At 72.3% G+C, this 14,486-nt stretch carries 13 protein-coding genes; 7 read left to right on the forward strand and 6 right to left on the reverse strand.

Translation table 11 applies throughout. From position 1 onward, the window contains the following. Positions 1–106: 106 nt before the first annotated feature. On the reverse strand, positions 107–952 hold the full coding sequence (locus ACH4D3_RS09615; protein ID WP_398318635.1) for an SDR family oxidoreductase: 846 nt from the start codon (positions 950–952) through the stop codon (positions 107–109). Between the two features lie 132 nt (positions 953–1,084). Between ACH4D3_RS09615 and ACH4D3_RS09620 the strand changes: the two genes are divergently transcribed. Next, positions 1,085–2,779, forward strand: coding sequence for an alkaline phosphatase D family protein (locus tag ACH4D3_RS09620; RefSeq protein ID WP_398318638.1), 1,695 nt, complete (start codon positions 1,085–1,087; stop codon positions 2,777–2,779). Here ACH4D3_RS09620 and ACH4D3_RS09625 read toward each other — a convergent pair. Then, a complete protein-coding gene (locus ACH4D3_RS09625; protein WP_398318641.1) occupies positions 2,766–3,806 on the reverse strand; it encodes a Gfo/Idh/MocA family protein in 1,041 nt (346 codons plus the stop codon). The genes ACH4D3_RS09620 and ACH4D3_RS09625 overlap by 14 nt on opposite strands. A gap of 149 nt (positions 3,807–3,955) precedes the next feature. On the opposite strand from ACH4D3_RS09625, the gene ACH4D3_RS09630 reads away from it, so the two are divergent. The 6 genes from ACH4D3_RS09630 to ACH4D3_RS09655 all read left to right on the forward strand — a co-directional run bounded on the left by ACH4D3_RS09630 (position 3,956) and on the right by ACH4D3_RS09655 (position 10,014). Next, positions 3,956–5,251, forward strand: coding sequence for a multidrug effflux MFS transporter (locus tag ACH4D3_RS09630; RefSeq protein ID WP_398318644.1), 1,296 nt, complete (start codon positions 3,956–3,958; stop codon positions 5,249–5,251). Beyond that, positions 5,212–6,384 (forward strand): serine hydrolase domain-containing protein, encoded by a 1,173-nt coding sequence (locus tag ACH4D3_RS09635; RefSeq protein ID WP_398318647.1) that lies wholly within the window; start codon positions 5,212–5,214, stop codon positions 6,382–6,384. The genes ACH4D3_RS09630 and ACH4D3_RS09635 overlap by 40 nt, the downstream gene beginning before the upstream one ends. 404 nt (positions 6,385–6,788) lie before the next feature. Beyond that, the gene (locus ACH4D3_RS09640; protein ID WP_398318650.1) at positions 6,789–7,769 is read left to right on the forward strand and encodes a small ribosomal subunit Rsm22 family protein; all 981 of its coding nucleotides are present in this window, start codon (positions 6,789–6,791) and stop codon (positions 7,767–7,769) included. 31 nt (positions 7,770–7,800) lie between these two features. Further along, the gene (locus ACH4D3_RS09645) at positions 7,801–8,463 is read left to right on the forward strand and encodes a response regulator transcription factor (RefSeq protein ID WP_398318956.1); all 663 of its coding nucleotides are present in this window, start codon (positions 7,801–7,803) and stop codon (positions 8,461–8,463) included. Positions 8,464–8,526: 63 nt separating this feature from the next. Beyond that, on the forward strand, positions 8,527–9,174 hold the full coding sequence (locus tag ACH4D3_RS09650; protein WP_398318653.1) for a TetR/AcrR family transcriptional regulator: 648 nt from the start codon (positions 8,527–8,529) through the stop codon (positions 9,172–9,174). Between the two features lie 105 nt (positions 9,175–9,279). After that, positions 9,280–10,014 (forward strand): bifunctional DNA primase/polymerase, encoded by a 735-nt coding sequence (locus ACH4D3_RS09655; protein ID WP_398318656.1) that lies wholly within the window; start codon positions 9,280–9,282, stop codon positions 10,012–10,014. A gap of 15 nt (positions 10,015–10,029) precedes the next feature. Here ACH4D3_RS09655 and ACH4D3_RS09660 read toward each other — a convergent pair whose 3' ends face one another. Genes ACH4D3_RS09660 through efeO form a run of 4 tightly spaced genes read right to left on the reverse strand, consistent with a single transcriptional unit; the run spans position 10,030 to position 14,273 of the window. Next, positions 10,030–11,019, reverse strand: coding sequence for a hypothetical protein (locus ACH4D3_RS09660; RefSeq protein WP_398318659.1), 990 nt, complete (start codon positions 11,017–11,019; stop codon positions 10,030–10,032). After that, the gene (gene efeU / locus ACH4D3_RS09665) at positions 10,979–11,851 is read right to left on the reverse strand and encodes an iron uptake transporter permease EfeU (protein ID WP_398318662.1); all 873 of its coding nucleotides are present in this window, start codon (positions 11,849–11,851) and stop codon (positions 10,979–10,981) included. Before efeU ends, ACH4D3_RS09660 begins: the two co-directional genes overlap by 41 nt. A gap of 2 nt (positions 11,852–11,853) precedes the next feature. Continuing rightward, positions 11,854–13,116, reverse strand: coding sequence for an iron uptake transporter deferrochelatase/peroxidase subunit (gene efeB, locus ACH4D3_RS09670; protein ID WP_398318665.1), 1,263 nt, complete (start codon positions 13,114–13,116; stop codon positions 11,854–11,856). 14 nt (positions 13,117–13,130) lie between these two features. Continuing rightward, positions 13,131–14,273, reverse strand: a complete 1,143-nt coding sequence (efeO, locus tag ACH4D3_RS09675) for an iron uptake system protein EfeO (RefSeq protein WP_398318668.1) — start codon at positions 14,271–14,273, stop codon at positions 13,131–13,133. Between the last annotated feature and the right edge of the window lie 213 nt (positions 14,274–14,486).

A 14,486-nucleotide genomic window follows, 5' to 3' on the forward strand; every position in this document is an offset into this window, starting at 1 on the left:
GAAAGTCTGGTGAAGGAGATTTGAGCATACGTCCGCCACCGGCCGCAATACGGCGGACCATGAAATTCCGATTGTATGAATCGATGTGTGTGTCCGCGGCCCGCGCTCAGCCGCGCCCCACGAACGGCATCGCCGTCGCCATGACCGTCGCGAACTGGACGTTGGCCTCCAGGGGCAGCTCGGCCATGTGCCGCACCGTGCGCGCCACGTCGGCGACGTCCATCACGGGTTCGGGTGCCGTCTCCCCGTTGGCCTGGAGCGCGCCGGTCTGCATCCCGGCCGTCATCTCGGTCGCCGCGTTGCCGATGTCGATCTGGCCGACCGCGATGTCGTAGGGACGGCCGTCCAGCGACAGTGACTTGGTCAGCCCCGTCAGCGCATGCTTGGTCGCCGTGTACGCCACCGAGTGCGGGCGCGGCGTGTGCGCCGAGATCGAGCCGTTGTTGATGATCCGGCCGCCCCGCGGGTCCTGCTCCTTCATCTGCCGGTACGCCGCCTGCGCGCACAGGAACGCCCCGTTGAGGTTGGTGTCCACCACGCGCCGCCAGGCCTCGTAGGGCAGTTCCTCGACCGGCACGCCGCCGGGGCCGAACGTCCCCGCGTTGTTGAACAGCAGGTCCAGCCGCCCGAACCGGTCGCGTACCGCGCCGAACAGGGCCGCCACGTCCTCCGGGCGTGACACGTCGGCGCGGACGGTGAGCGCCGTGCCGCCGCCCGCCGGTGCCGCCGCGGCCGTCTCGGCCAGGGGCTCGGGGCGACGGCCGGCCAGGGCGACCGACCAGCCGGTGGTGAGCAGTTCGACGGCGACCGCGCGGCCGATGCCGGATCCGGCGCCGGTCACGACTGCGATCTTCCGCGCGCCGGCGGCCTTCCGTGCTCCGGCGGCCTCCCGTGCTCCGGCGGCCTTCCGCGCTCCGGCGCTTTCCTCGTCGGTGGTTCTCACGGTGTTCATGACTCGGCAGCGTACGGGTCGCGGAACATGCGGAACTCATCCGTCCGACACGCGATCGCCATGTCCGTGCCAAACCGGGGTCGTTCCCGGCGCTTCGAATGCCCCTTGCAACCACCGCAAGGGGAGGAACGGATGACACCCGCGAACCACCAGGCACCGACCTCGGTCCCGACCCCGGCCCCGATCCCGGTCCCGGACCGGTCGCAGTCCTCGCACGCGCCCGAACTCCGCGCCGCCGCCCGCAGCCTGGGCCGCCGCCGCTTCCTGACCGTCACCGGCGCCGCCGCCGCGCTCGCCTTCGCCGTCAACCTGCCGGCCGCCGGCACCGCGAGCGCCGCCGAACTGGACGCCGCGCGGCTGCCCGCCGACCCCTTCACCCTCGGCGTCGCCTCGGGCGACCCGCAGTCCGGCTCGGTGCTGCTGTGGACCCGTCTCGCCCCGGCGCCGTACCAGGCCGACAGCGGACTGCCCGCCAAACGCGTCGAGGTGAGCTGGGAGCTGGCCCTGGACGAACGGTTCCGCCGCGTCGTCAGAAGAGGCCGGACCACCGCCCACCCCGAGTTCCACCACACCGTGCACGTCGAGGTCGACCACCTCGCGCCCGGCCACGTCTACCACTACCGGTTCCGCGCCGGCCGGTACGTCAGCCCGGTGGGCCGCACCCGCACCGCGCCCGCGCCGCAGAGCCGGGTCGCCGGCCTCACCTTCGGTGTCGTCTCCTGCCAGAAGTACGACCAGGGGTACTACACCGCGTACCGGCACCTGGCCCAGGAGGACGTGGACGTCGTCTTCCACCTCGGCGACTACCTGTACGAGTACGCCGTGAACGCCACCGGCGGCTCCCGCGGCTACCCCGCGGGCACGCTGCCCGACCATTTCAACCACGAGACGGTGACCCTGGAGGACTACCGACTGCGGTACGCCCTCTACAAGTCCGACCCCGACCTGCGCGCCGCGCACGCCGCGCACCCCTTCGTCGTCACCTGGGACGACCACGAGACCGAGAACAACTACGCCGACGAGACACCGGAGAACAGCGTCCCGCCCGAGGAGTTCCTCATCCGCCGGGCCGCCGCCTACCGGGCCTACTGGGAGAACATGCCGCTGCGCCGCCCGCAGCTGCCCGACGGTCCGGACCTGAAGCTCTACCGCCGGCTGCACTGGGGGCGCCTCGCCCAGTTCGACGTGCTCGACACCCGGCAGTACCGGTCCAACCAGGCCTACGGCGACGGCTGGCAGTTCCCCGGGCCCGAGTCCGAGGACCCGGGGCGTACGCTCACCGGCGACGCCCAGGAGCGCTGGCTGATCAACGGCTGGCACCGGTCCAACGCCCTGTGGAACGTGGTGCCCCAGCAGGTCACCTTCTCCCAGCGGTACAACTCGACCAGTACGCCGTCCAAGGTCTCCATGGACTCCTGGGACGGCTACCCGGCCTCCCGCGAGCGGGTGCTGGCCGGCGCGCAGGCCGCCGGGATCGAGAACCTCATGGTCCTCACCGGCGACGTGCACGTCTCCTACGGCTTCGACATCAAGCGCGACTTCGACGACCCGGACTCCCGGACCGTGGGCACGGAGATCGTCACCACCTCCGTCACCAGCGGCGGCAACGGTTCGGAGAAGCCGTCGAACTGGGACACCCTGATGGCCGCCAACCCGCACCTGAAGTTCTTCAACGGGCGGCGCGGCTACGCCACGGTGTCCCTGGGCCGCGAGTCGGCGCGCGCCGACTTCAAGACGGTGTCCCACGTCAGCACCGAGGGCGCGCCGCTCACCACCGCCGGGTCCTTCGTGACCCGGGCGGGGGAGCCGGGGCTCAGGCCGGCGTGACCACCGGCTCCGCAGGTTCCACCGGCTTTGCGGGTTCTCCCGGGTAGCGGACGCCCACGCGGTCCCGGATCGCGTCGAGCGTCCGCATCACGGCCAGCGTGCCGTCCAGGGGGACCAGCGGTGACTCGGTCTCCCCGGCGCGCAGGGCCCGCATCACCTCCTCGGCCTCGTGCCGCAGGCTCTCGCGCGGCCCGTCCGCCGGGTCGGCGCGGAACTCCTGCGGGTCCCGGCCGGTCCGGTGCAGCACTAGGCGGTCCGGGAAGAAGAAGCCGTCCGGGACGTCGATGCGGCCCTCGGAGCCGGTGATCGAGGCGGAGTTGGGCGTGCCGCCGGTGATGGAGCAGTGGATCGAGGCGAGCGCGCCGCTCTCGTAGGAGAGCAGCGCGCCCGTCTGGAGGTCGACGCCCTCCTCCGAGAGCACCGCCCGCGCCGCGACGTCCGCCGGCTCACCGAGCAGGAGCTGCGCGAACGACACCGGGTACACGCCCAGGTCCAGGAGCGCGCCGCCGCCCTGCGCGGGGTCGCGGAGCCTGTGCGCGGGCGGGAACGGGCCCGCCAGGCCGAAGTCCGCCTGGAGGCTGCGGACCTCGCCGATCGCGCCGTCGGCGACCAGCTCCTTCAGGCGCCGCACCAGCGGGTTGCAGTACATCCACATCGCTTCCATGAGGAAGACGCCCCGTTCGCGGGCGAGCGCGACCAGTTCCCCGGCCTCGCGCGCGTTCAGCGTGAACGGCTTCTCGCACAGCACGTTGCGGCCCGCCTCCAGGCACAGGCCGGCCGCGGTCCGGTGCGCCGAGTGCGGGGTCGCGACGTACACCACGTCGACGTCCTCGTCCCGCGCCAGCGTCTCCCAGCCGCCGTACGCCCGCGGTATCCCGAACCGCTCGGCGAACGCCTTCGCCGACGCCTCGGTCCGCGAGGCCACCGCCACGACCTCCGCGTCCGGCAGATCGACCAGATCCGCCGTGAACCTCGCCGCCATCCCGCCGGTCGCGAGAATTCCCCAGCGCACCTTCTGTCCGGTCACCGCTGACACCCTGCCCCACCCTCGCTCAGGTTCGTTGTCGTTCGTCGTTCGTCGTTCGTCGTTCGTGCGTCGTTCGAGTTTGTTCGTTCAAGTCCGTACGAGCTGAGAGCATAGGTGGCGGATCTGCAGAAGAGGGAGGGGCACATCACATGCCCGAGCGCGGGCCGTCCATGCAAACGCCGCAAACGTCTCAGTCGTCGCAAACAGGGCGAACAGGGCAAGCGCCGCCCGCCGGGCGGCGTATCAGTCTTCTGGTCACGCTCATCCTCGGCAGCCTCACCGCCACGCCGCCGCTGGCGATGGACATGTACCTCCCCGCCCTCCCGGAGGTCACCCGGTCCCTGGGCGCACCGGCCGCGACCGTCCAGCTCACGCTCACCGCCTGCCTGGCCGGCATGGCCCTCGGGCAGATCGTCGTCGGCCCGATGAGCGACAAGTGGGGGCGCCGGCGTCCGCTGCTGGCCGGGCTCGCCGTCTACGTCGTCGCCACCGCGCTGTGCGCCGTCGCGCCGAACGTGGAACTCCTCGTCGCCTTCCGGCTGGTCCAGGGACTCGCGGGCGCCGCCGGGATCGTCATATCCCGGGCCGTCGTGCGCGACCTGTACGACGGCGTGGCCATGGCCCGCTTCTTCTCCACCCTCATGCTGATCTCCGGCGTCGCGCCGGTCGTCGCGCCGCTCATCGGCGGGCAGATCCTGCGCGTGACGGACTGGCGGGGCGTGTTCGTCGTCCTCGTGGTGGTCGGGGTGGTGCTGGGCGTCGTCGTGTGGGCCCGGCTGCCGGAGACGCTGCCCGTCGAGGAGCGGCACGCGGGCGGTGTCGGCGACACCCTGCGCGCGATGCGCGGCCTGCTCGCCGACCGGGCCTTCACCGGGTACATGCTCGCGGGCGGCTTCGCCTTCGCCTCGCTCTTCGCCTACGTCGCGGCGTCGCCGTTCGTCATGCAGGAGATCTACGGAGCCTCCGCGCAGACGTTCAGCCTGCTGTTCGGCCTCAACTCCATCGGGCTCGTCGTCGTCGGGCAGATCAACGGCAAGATCTTGGTCGGGCGGGTCAGACTGGACCGGGTGCTCGGGCTCGGGCTCGTCGTCGTGATCGCCGCGGCGACGGTGCTGCTGCTGATGTCCCTGGGCGTCTTCGGCGAGGTCGGGCTCGGGCCGGTCGCCGCCGCGCTGTTCGTGCTGATGTCGGCGATGGGGCTCAGCCTGCCCAACACCCAGGCGCTCGCGCTGATGCGGGTGAAGAAGTCCGCCGGTTCCGCCTCCGCGCTGCTCGGCACGTCGTCGTTCCTGATAGGTGCGGTCGCCTCGCCGCTGGTCGGGATCGCGGGGGAGGACACCGCCGTACCGATGGCCGTGGTCCAGCTGGCGGCCGCGGTGGTGGCGCTCGGCTTCCTCGTGACCATGTGCCGTGGGGAGAGAGCAGGCAAGGGAGAAGACAACTGAGCGCTCCGAGACTGCGCAGCGACACCCCGGAGCGGGCCGGGCTCGACCCCGGGCAGCTCCGTCGTGCCGTCGCCCAGGTGCACGACCTCACCACCGGGGAACGCCCCTGGGCGGCGGGCGCCGTCGTGGCCGTCGGACGCGGGCCCGTGCTCGCCGCCGAGGCCGCGGCGGGCTGGGCCGTGCGGTACTCCTCCTACGACCCGCACACCGACGCGGGGGTGGAGCTGCCGGAGGGCTCGCGGGTGCCGATGAGCGTGGACACGCCCTTCGACCTGGCCTCGCTGACGAAGCTGTTCACCTCGGTGGCGGCCGTGCAGCAGATCGAGCGGGGCACGCTCGGCGTCGACGCGGAGGTCGGCGCCTACCTGCCGGACTTCCGGGCCGCGGCCGAGCACCGGGTCACCGTACGGCAGTTGCTCACCCACACCTCCGGGCTGCGGCCCGAACTCCCGCTGTACGACTGCGGCGCCCACGCCGACAAGGAGGAACGGCTGCGGCGGCTGCGGGCGGAGCCGCCGGTGGGGGTGCCGGGTACGTACTGCTACTCGGACCTGAACATGCTGCTGCTGCAACAGGTGCTGGAGCGCATCACCGGGCGGGGGCTCGACGTCCTGGTCCGGGACGGGATCACCCGGCCGCTGGGCATGACGGCGACGGGCTTCGGACCGTGTCCGGGCGCCGCGGCCACGGAGGACCAGCGGCGGCCGTGGGCCAAGGCGGACCGGGGGATGCTGCGCGGGGTCGTCCACGACGAGAACGCCTGGGCGCTGGGCGGGGTGGCCGGTCATGCGGGGCTGTTCTCGACGGGGCGGGATCTGGCGGTCTTCTGCCGCACGCTGCTGGCGGGCGGCTCGCACGGGCCCGCGCGCATCCTCGGGCCGGACTTCGTGGAACTGCTGCTGGCCGAACCGGGGCTCGGGTTCGCCCTGGACCAGCCGTGGTTCATGGGCGAGCTGGCGGGGCGCGGGGCGGCGGGGCACACCGGGTTCACCGGCACGATGCTGGTCCTCGACCGGGCGACGGACACGTTCGTGATCCTCCTTGCCAACACGGTCCATCCGCGCCGCCGTGCCCCGGACAACCGGGTCCGCGCGGCGCTGTGCACGCGGGTGGCGCGGGCGGTGCGAGCCTGATCGTCCGCGGGGTGGATGCCTGCGGCGGCCGGTGCGGGTGTGGTGGGGGTGCGCGTGGCGCGGTGTGTCCGGTGGGTGGGTCGGGGTCGCGCCGGGGGGTGTCCGTCCTCGGAACGGCGCGGAATCGGTCGGCTACGGAGGTGAACTCTGTTGACGCGCCAACCGCTGCGGGCGGACACCCCCCGACCCGCCCCCTTCGCGCCGTACGCGGCTCCCCCGCCGCCTCGCCCCCCGCCGCTCCGCGACTGCGGGCAGTCGTGCCGCTGGGGCGGCACGGGTGGGCGCAGCGGCACCCCGTTACGCCGGGCCGCGTCCCCCCTCGCGCCCACGCCGGGCACCGGACAACGCCGGGGGCCTCGCCCCACCCACCCCGCAACCCACGGAGTGCCTCGTACAATCTCCGGGTGAACGACCCCGCCGACACCCTGCGCGCCGCCCTCGCCGACCTCGTCGACGGGCTGCCGCCCCGCCAGGCCGCGCAGGCCGTGGAGCGGCTGATCGCCAGCTACCGCGGGGACACCCCCACCGACGCCCCCATCCTCCGCGACCGCGCCGACGTCGTCGCCTACGCCGCCTACCGCATGCCGGCCACCTTCGCCGCGGTGCGCTCGGCGCTGGACGCGTTCGCCGCGGCCGTGCCGGACTGGGTGCCCGGCAGCCACGTGGACGTGGGCGGCGGGACCGGCGCCGCGACCTGGGCCGTCAGTGACACCTGGGGCGGCACGCGACCGGTGACCGTGCTCGACTGGGCCGAACCCGCGCTCGCCCTCGGCCGGGAGATCGCCGCCTCGCTCCCCGCCCTGCGCGACGTCCGCTGGCAGCGCTCGCGGATCGGGGCGGCGCTCGCCGTCGAGAGCGCCGATCTCGTCACGGTCTCCTACGTACTCAACGAGCTGACCCCGGCCGACCGCACCGCCCTCGTCGACACCGCCGCCGGTGCCGCGCGCGCCGTCGTGATCGTGGAGGCCGGGACCCCCGCCGGGTACGCCCGCGTCATCGAGGCCCGCGACCGGCTGGTCGCCGCCGGGTTCCGGGTCGCCGCGCCCTGCCCGCACAGTGCCGCCTGCCCCATCGAGCCCGGCACGGACTGGTGCCACTTCGCGGCCCGCGTCAGCCGGTCCAGCCTGCACCGGCAGGTCAAGAGCGGATCCCTCGCCTACGAGGACGAGAAGTTCAGCTACGTCGCCGCCACCCGGCTCCCCGCCGAACCCGCCGCCTCCCGGGTGGTCCGGCGGCCGCAGATCCGCAAGGGCCAGGTGCTGCTGGACCTGTGCGAATCCGACGAGCGGTTGCGGCGGAGTACGGTCACCAAGCGGCACGGCGACCTGTACAAGGCTGCTCGTGACGCGGCCTGGGGCGACTCCTGGCCGCCCGGGGAGGATTGAGGAAGAAGTGGAACCTGACGTGCGGCGCGCCCTGCGGATCGTGATCGCCGAGGACGATCCGCTGCTGCGCGAGGGGCTCGCCCTGCTGCTGCGGGCCGAGGGCCTGGACGTGGTCGCCACCGCGGACACCGCCGAGTCGGTGCTCGCGGCCATCGACGAGCACGAGCCCGACGTGGCCATCCTCGATGTGCGGATGCCGCCCACCCACACCGACGAAGGGGTCCGCGCGGCGGTCGAGGCGCGGCGGCGGCGCCCCGGACTCGCCGTCCTGGTGCTGTCCGCGTACGTGGAGCAGTCCTTCGCCACCGACCTGCTGACCGGGGGAGTGGGCGGTCTGGGGTACCTGCTCAAGGAGCGCGTCGGGCGGGTGGAGGAGTTCATGGACGCGCTCGGGCGGGTCGCGGGCGGTGGCACCGCCATTGATCCCGAGGTCGTCGCCCAGTTGTTCACCCGGACGCGGCAGGACACCCGGATGGAGCGGCTCAGTCCGCGGGAGCGGGAGGTGCTCGGTCTGATGGCCGAGGGCCTGGGCAACAGTGCCATCGCCGGGCGGCTTGTCGTTACCGACGGTGCCGTCCACAAGCACATCCGCAGCATCTTCGCCAAGCTCGACCTCGCCCCGGCCGACCAGGTCGACCGGCGGGTGGCGGCCGTTCTGCACTACCTGGAGAACGCGCGGGCGCCGCGCCACTGAGTTCCGTTCCGGCGCTTGTCTTCGGCGAGACGTTCCGTCTTGCCGGCCTGGTAGCTTCGGAGCATGGCCACCACCCGGAAACGCAGCACCAACCCCGCCGCCGAGCGGCCGCACCCCGACGCCACCCGGCGCAGTCAGCGGTCCCGCCAGGCCATCTACGACGCCGCCCTCGCCCTGGTCGGCGAGGTCGGTTACCCGAAGACCACCATCGAGGGCATCGCCGCCCGGGCCGGCGTCGGCAAGCAGACGATCTACCGGTGGTGGTCCTCGAAGGCGGACGTCCTGCTGGAGGCCTTCCTCGACCTGGGTGAGCGGCTCGTGGAGGCCGCCGGTGAGGAGGCGTACACCATCCCGGACACGGGTGACGTCGCCGCCGATCTCAAGGTCGTGCTGCGCGCCACGGTCGACGAACTGCGGGATCCGAGGTTCGAGGCGCCTTATCGCGCTTTGGCCGCGGAGGGCGTCGTCAATGAGGAGCTGGGCCGGACCTTTGTCAGCCGGCTCCTGGAGCCGTCGCTCCAGTTGCACGCCGACCGGCTGCGGGCCGCCCAGGAGGCGGGCCAGGTACGGCAGGACATCGACCTGCGGATCGCGTTGGAGCTGTTCGTCTCCCCGCTCGCGCAGCGCTGGCTCCAGCACACGGGGCCGTTCTCCCACGCCTACACCGACACCCTCGTCGACTACGCGCTGCACGGGCTCGCCCCACGGTGACCGAAGACGCCTGACCAGGGAAGTTTGTCCCTTCGCGACCCCGAAGCGGGGAATGGTGCGACGATAGGGCATGCTGGTGCGCACGACGGTGAGGCAAGGGGATAGATGAGCGCGGAGTTCGGCGGTCGGAGCGGTCTGCAGGGCAAACTCTCCTCGTGGCTGCGCGGACGCCGCCCCAAGGAGGCCGCCGGAGACGGTGGCCGGGAGGATCTGCTGCTCGCCGCCGCCGGTGCCGGACTGCCCCTGGCGCCCGCCGCGCACCCCGCCGGTTACCGTTGCTCCTGCGACCGCGTGGGCTGTCCCACCCCCGCCCGGCACCCGGTGTCGTTCGCCTGGCAGACGCAGTCCACCACCGACCGCGCGCAGATCGAGCGCTGGGCCCGGCACCAGCCCGAGGCCAACTTCATCACCGCGACCGGCATGGTGCACGACGTGCTCGACGTGCCGCTGGAGGCCGGTCGGGAGGCGGTGCGCAGGCTGCTCGACGCCGGGGTCGAGGTCGGGCCGGTCGCCGAGAGCGACGACGGGCGCATGCTGCTGTTCACCCTCACCCGCGGCACCCCCGAGGACGAGGACGAGTGGTGGCCCTGCGAGCTGGACTGCCACCCCGAGACCATGGACGAGCACCCGGGGCTGCGCTGGCACTGCCGCGGGTCCTACGTGCTGGTGCCGCCGGCCCGGCTGCCTGGGGAAGGCCGGACCGTGCACTGGGTGCGCGGTCCCGAGCATCCGCTGCCGGACCCGCTGACGCTGCTGGAGACCCTCACCGACGCCTGCGCCCGGCACGCCGGTGCGGAGAGCGACGACTACGAGGGTGCCTCCTGGCCGCTGCGCCGCTGAGCGTCCCGGGCTCGCCTATTCGCCCTTGCCCGAGGTCAGGCCCTGGACCCGGCCCAGTACCGACACCTGTCCGTCCGCCGGGTCGAGCGCGACCTCGTTGGAGACGAACTCCATCGTCAGCGACTGCTTGATCTCGCCGTCCGTCAGGGCCAGCACGTCCTTGTTCGGCGTCGGCACGGACGCGCCCCGTGCGGCGGTCTGCTTCTCGAAGTGGCGCGAGGTGAAGAACACCAGCGCGCCGCCGTCCTCGGTGCGCAGTGCCAGCGGCGCGTAGTCGCCGTTCGCCAGCGGCTCGTCGATGTACTGGGTGACCAGGCCGGGGCGGGTCGAGCGCTTCTCGCGCAGCGCGCGCCAGGAGCTGGTGTGCACACCGTCGGCGAAGGTCTTGCCGCCGTCCTGGAGGTATGTCGTGTAGTCCTTGCTCAGGTCGGCCGGCGGGACGCTCACGTCGGTGGCGTTCGCGGGCACGGCCTCGGCCCAGCCGTCCTGGTCGGTCTTGAACTCGGGCACCTTGCCGGGGGCGACCAGCGTCAGGTACGCCGCCTCCCAGGTCTCCTCCAGGCCGTCCCGGGTGAAGACCAGCAACCAGCGTGCCTTGCCGCGCTTGTTGGCCTTGGTGTCCGCGACGAACCAGCGCGGCCAGCCCGCCTTCTTCGGGATCGTGAACTTCGCGTCGGTCAGCTCCAGCGGCTCGTGCGCCGGGTTGCCGTCCGGGTGGTTGGCCGCCCCCGCCTTCAGCCGCGCCGAGTCGATCGCGGCGAGGGCACCGGTCGTGTGGTCGGCGTCCAGGGAGGCGTCGTACGCCTTGTCGGCCGCGTTGTACGCGGTGGTGAACTGCTCCAGCGCCTTCGCGGCCTCGGCCCGGGTGGCCGAGGGGAGCACCTCGCGCTCACCGTGCACCACCACGCAGCCGCTCGCCGTCAGCGACAAAGCGGTCGCCGAGGCGGATATGAGCGCGTACTTCTCAAGCCTGCGGGGCCTTCGAGGGCCGCGATCCTGGCTCATCAGGTTCCTTCACCTTCCCCTTCCCGGAGGCGAACCCTACCGGGGCGAGGAAGAGCGCGAGCGTCGGGACCAGGTACAGCAGCCACACCGTGACCTGGAGGACGGTCGGATCGGGCTGGAAGTTGAACACGCCCTTGAGCAGGGTGCCGTACCAGCTGGAGGGGTCGATCGTGCTGCTGATGTCGAAGGCCAGGGTCGTCAGGCCCGGTACCAGGTCGGCCTCCTGGAGGTCGTGCAGGCCGTAGGCCAGCACCCCTGCCGCCACGACGACCAGCATGCCGCCGGTCCAGGTGAAGAACCGGGCCAGGTTGATGCGCAGCGCGCCCCGGTAGAACAGCCAGCCGAGCAGGACGGCGGTGGCCAGTCCGAGGGCCACGCCGATCAGCGGGCGCGGGGTGCCGTCGCTCGCCGCGTGCACCGACGCCCACACGAACAGCGCCGTCTCCAGACCCTCCCGGCCCACCGCCAGGAACGCGGTGGCCACCAGCGCCCCGGTGCCCATGGCGAGGGCCGCGTCCAGCCTGCCGTGCAGCTCCGCCTTGAGGTGGCGGGCGGTGCGGCGCATCCAGAAGACCATCCACGTCACCAGGACGACGGCCAGGATGGACAGCGAACCGCCCAGCGCCTCCTGTGCCTTGAACGTCAGCTCCTGCGAGCCGAACTCCAGCGCGCAGCCGAAGCCGAGCGCGATGGCGATCGCGACGCCGATGCCCGCCCAGATCGGTTTCAGGGCGTCCCTGCGGTCCGTCTTGACCAGGTAGGCGATGAGGATGCAGACGACGAGGGAAGCCTCCAGGCCCTCGCGCAGTCCGATCAGGTAGTTCGAGAACACGGTTACGCCTCCTTGCCGAACAGCGTGCTGCCCCACCAGTCGTCCGCGTCGCGGACGCCGGGCGGCACGGCGAAGACCGCCGAACCCACGTGCTGGATGTACTCGTTGAGCGCGTCCGTCGCCAGATTGCGCTGCACGGGGACGAAGCCCGTGCGGATGTCGCGCTGGTAGGCGAGGAAGAACAGGCCGGCGTCCAGGCGGCCCAGGCCGTCCGTGCCGTCGGTGAAGGAGTAGCCGCGGCGCAGCAGCGTCGCCCCGCCGTTGGAGTCGGGGTGCGCGAGCCGGACGTGCGCGTCGGGCTTCATCGCCTTCAGGAACGGCTCGTCGCGCTCCTTGGCCTTGCCGACGGGCGCGCCTTCGCCCTTGTCGCGGCCGAACACGTCCTCCTGCTCCTGGAGGGAGGTGCGGTCCCAGGTCTCGATGTGCATGCGGATGCGGCGGGCGACGAGATAGGAGCCGCCCGCCATCCACGGCGACCCGTCCTTCCCGGCGGCCCAGACGAACCTGTCCAGGCGGTCCTTCTCGGTGCCCGCGATGTTGCGGGTGCCGTCCTTGAAGCCGAGCAGGTTGCGCGGGGTCTGTTCGTCGGGCGTCGTGGACGAGGTCTTGCCGAAGCCGAGCTGCGACCAGCGCACGACGACCTTGCCGAAGCCGATGCGGGCGAGGTTGCGGATCGCGTGCACGGCGACCTGGGGGTCGTCGGCGCAGGCCTGGACGCACAGGTCGCCGCCGCTGCGGGCCCTGTCGAGGTTGTCCCCGGGGAACTTCGGCAGGTCGGCCAGGGCCTCGGGGCGCCGATCGGCGAGGCCGAACTTCGCGAAGAGGGACGGTCCGAAGCCGATGGTGAGGGTCAGCCGGGAGGGCTTGAGGCCCAGCGCCTCGCCGGTGTCGTCCGGCGGGGCCTCGGGCAGGCCGCCGTAGGCGCCCTCGCCCACCGCGTGACCGGCGGTCATCGCGCGGGCCGCCGCCGTCCACTCCTTGAGCAGCGCCACGAAGGCGGCGCGGTCCTCGGTCGTCACGTCGAACGCCGCGAAGTGCAGGCGGTCCTGCACCGGCGTGGCGATGCCCGCCTGGTGCGCCCCGTGGAAGGGGACGGCGGCGCCCGCGTCGGCGGCGGCGGGGTCCGCGTCGTCGCCGGTGCGGTCCATCGCCACCGCCCCGCCGGCCGCCGCGGCGGCGCCGAGCGCGAGGCCCGCGCCGCCCCAGCCGATCAGCGACCGCCGGGAGGGTGCGGGGGCCGGTGCGGGGGAGTCGGTGTCCGTCATCTCGCCCTCCACGCCTACTTCGTGACGACGGCGGCGGCCAGCTTGGACAGCGGCTCCGCGAGCGCGTTGACCGCGTCCGACAGCTCCTTGCGGTCCGCCTTGCCGACCTTGTCGTAGGAGGTGAACTCGTAGGAGGAGGTGCTCGGGCGGTACTGGTCGAGCAGCTTGTCCAGCGCCGCGAACTGGCGGTCCAGCTCCTTCGTCAGCGCCGCGTCGTTCTCCTTGGCGACCGGCTTCAGCAGTGCGTACGACTGCTGCGCGCCCTCCACGTTGGCTTTGAAGTCGACCAGGTCGGTGTGCGAGTAGCGCTCCTCCTCGCCGGTGACCTTGCCGGTGGCGACCTCGTCGAGGAGTTCCTTGGCGCCGTTGGCCATGGAGGTGGGGGTGATCTCGGCCTTGCCGACCCGGTTCTGCCAGTCCTTCAGGTCGGTGACCAGGGTCGTGGCCAGCTCCTTCTCCCGGTCGCCGATCTTCTTGTCCTGCCACAGCGCCTTCTCCAGGCGGTGCCAGCCGGTCCAGTCGGTCGCCGGGTCCTGGCCCTCCTCCAGACCGTCCTCGCGGACGTCGACCTTCGGGTCGATGTCGCCGAAGGACTCCGCGACCGGCTCGGTGCGCTCCCAGCCGACGCGGGAGATCGCGTACGCCTTCTTCGCGGCCTCCAGGTCACCGGCCCGGACGGCCTTCGCGAACGCCTCCGCCTTCGGCAGGGTCTCGTCGGCCTGCGCCTGCACGTACTGGCGGTAGGCGGCCACGGCCTCGTCGAGGCGCGGGTCGCGCGCGGCCGCCTTGCCGCCGGTGGCCTTCACGTCCTGGCGGATGCCCTTGCCCTTCATGCCGGGCTTGCAGGCGATCCGGTAGTCGCCCGCCTTCACCTCGGCGGTGACCCGCTGCTTGGTGCCGGGGCCGATGTTCTCCCGCTCGGTGACCACCCGGTCGTCGGGGAAGAGGAGGTAGACCTCGGTGACCTTGGAGCCCTTGTTCTCGACGGCGAGTTCGACGTGACCGGCCGGGAACTCCGTCTTCGACACCTCGCACTTGTCGTCCGTCGCCGTGACCGAGATGACGTGCTCGCCGTCCTCGGCGCCGCTCTTCTCCGTGCACCCCGTGACGGCGGCCAGGGCCGCGGCGGTGACGAGGGAGAGTCTGGCGGCTCGCATGCGGGCTCCAAGGGATGGCCGAAAGTGCGCGTGATGGGCCTCGTAGGGAAGGTGAGGCTGGCCTAACATACCTAAGGATTTCCTAAGTAAAACCCGTCCATACGGTGATCCGAATCTCATGGACGGTGTATGAGCACGGGCCGGTCACGGTGGCTCAATGAAGTGCTCATAGGACGGTCAAAGGTGCGTCAAGGACGGCCTCGTGGGGCGGTG

Origin of the sequence: Streptomyces sp. NPDC018026 (assembly GCF_044327745.1) — a bacterium.
Taxonomy (GTDB): Bacteria; Actinomycetota; Actinomycetes; order Streptomycetales; family Streptomycetaceae; genus Streptomyces; species Streptomyces rubrogriseus.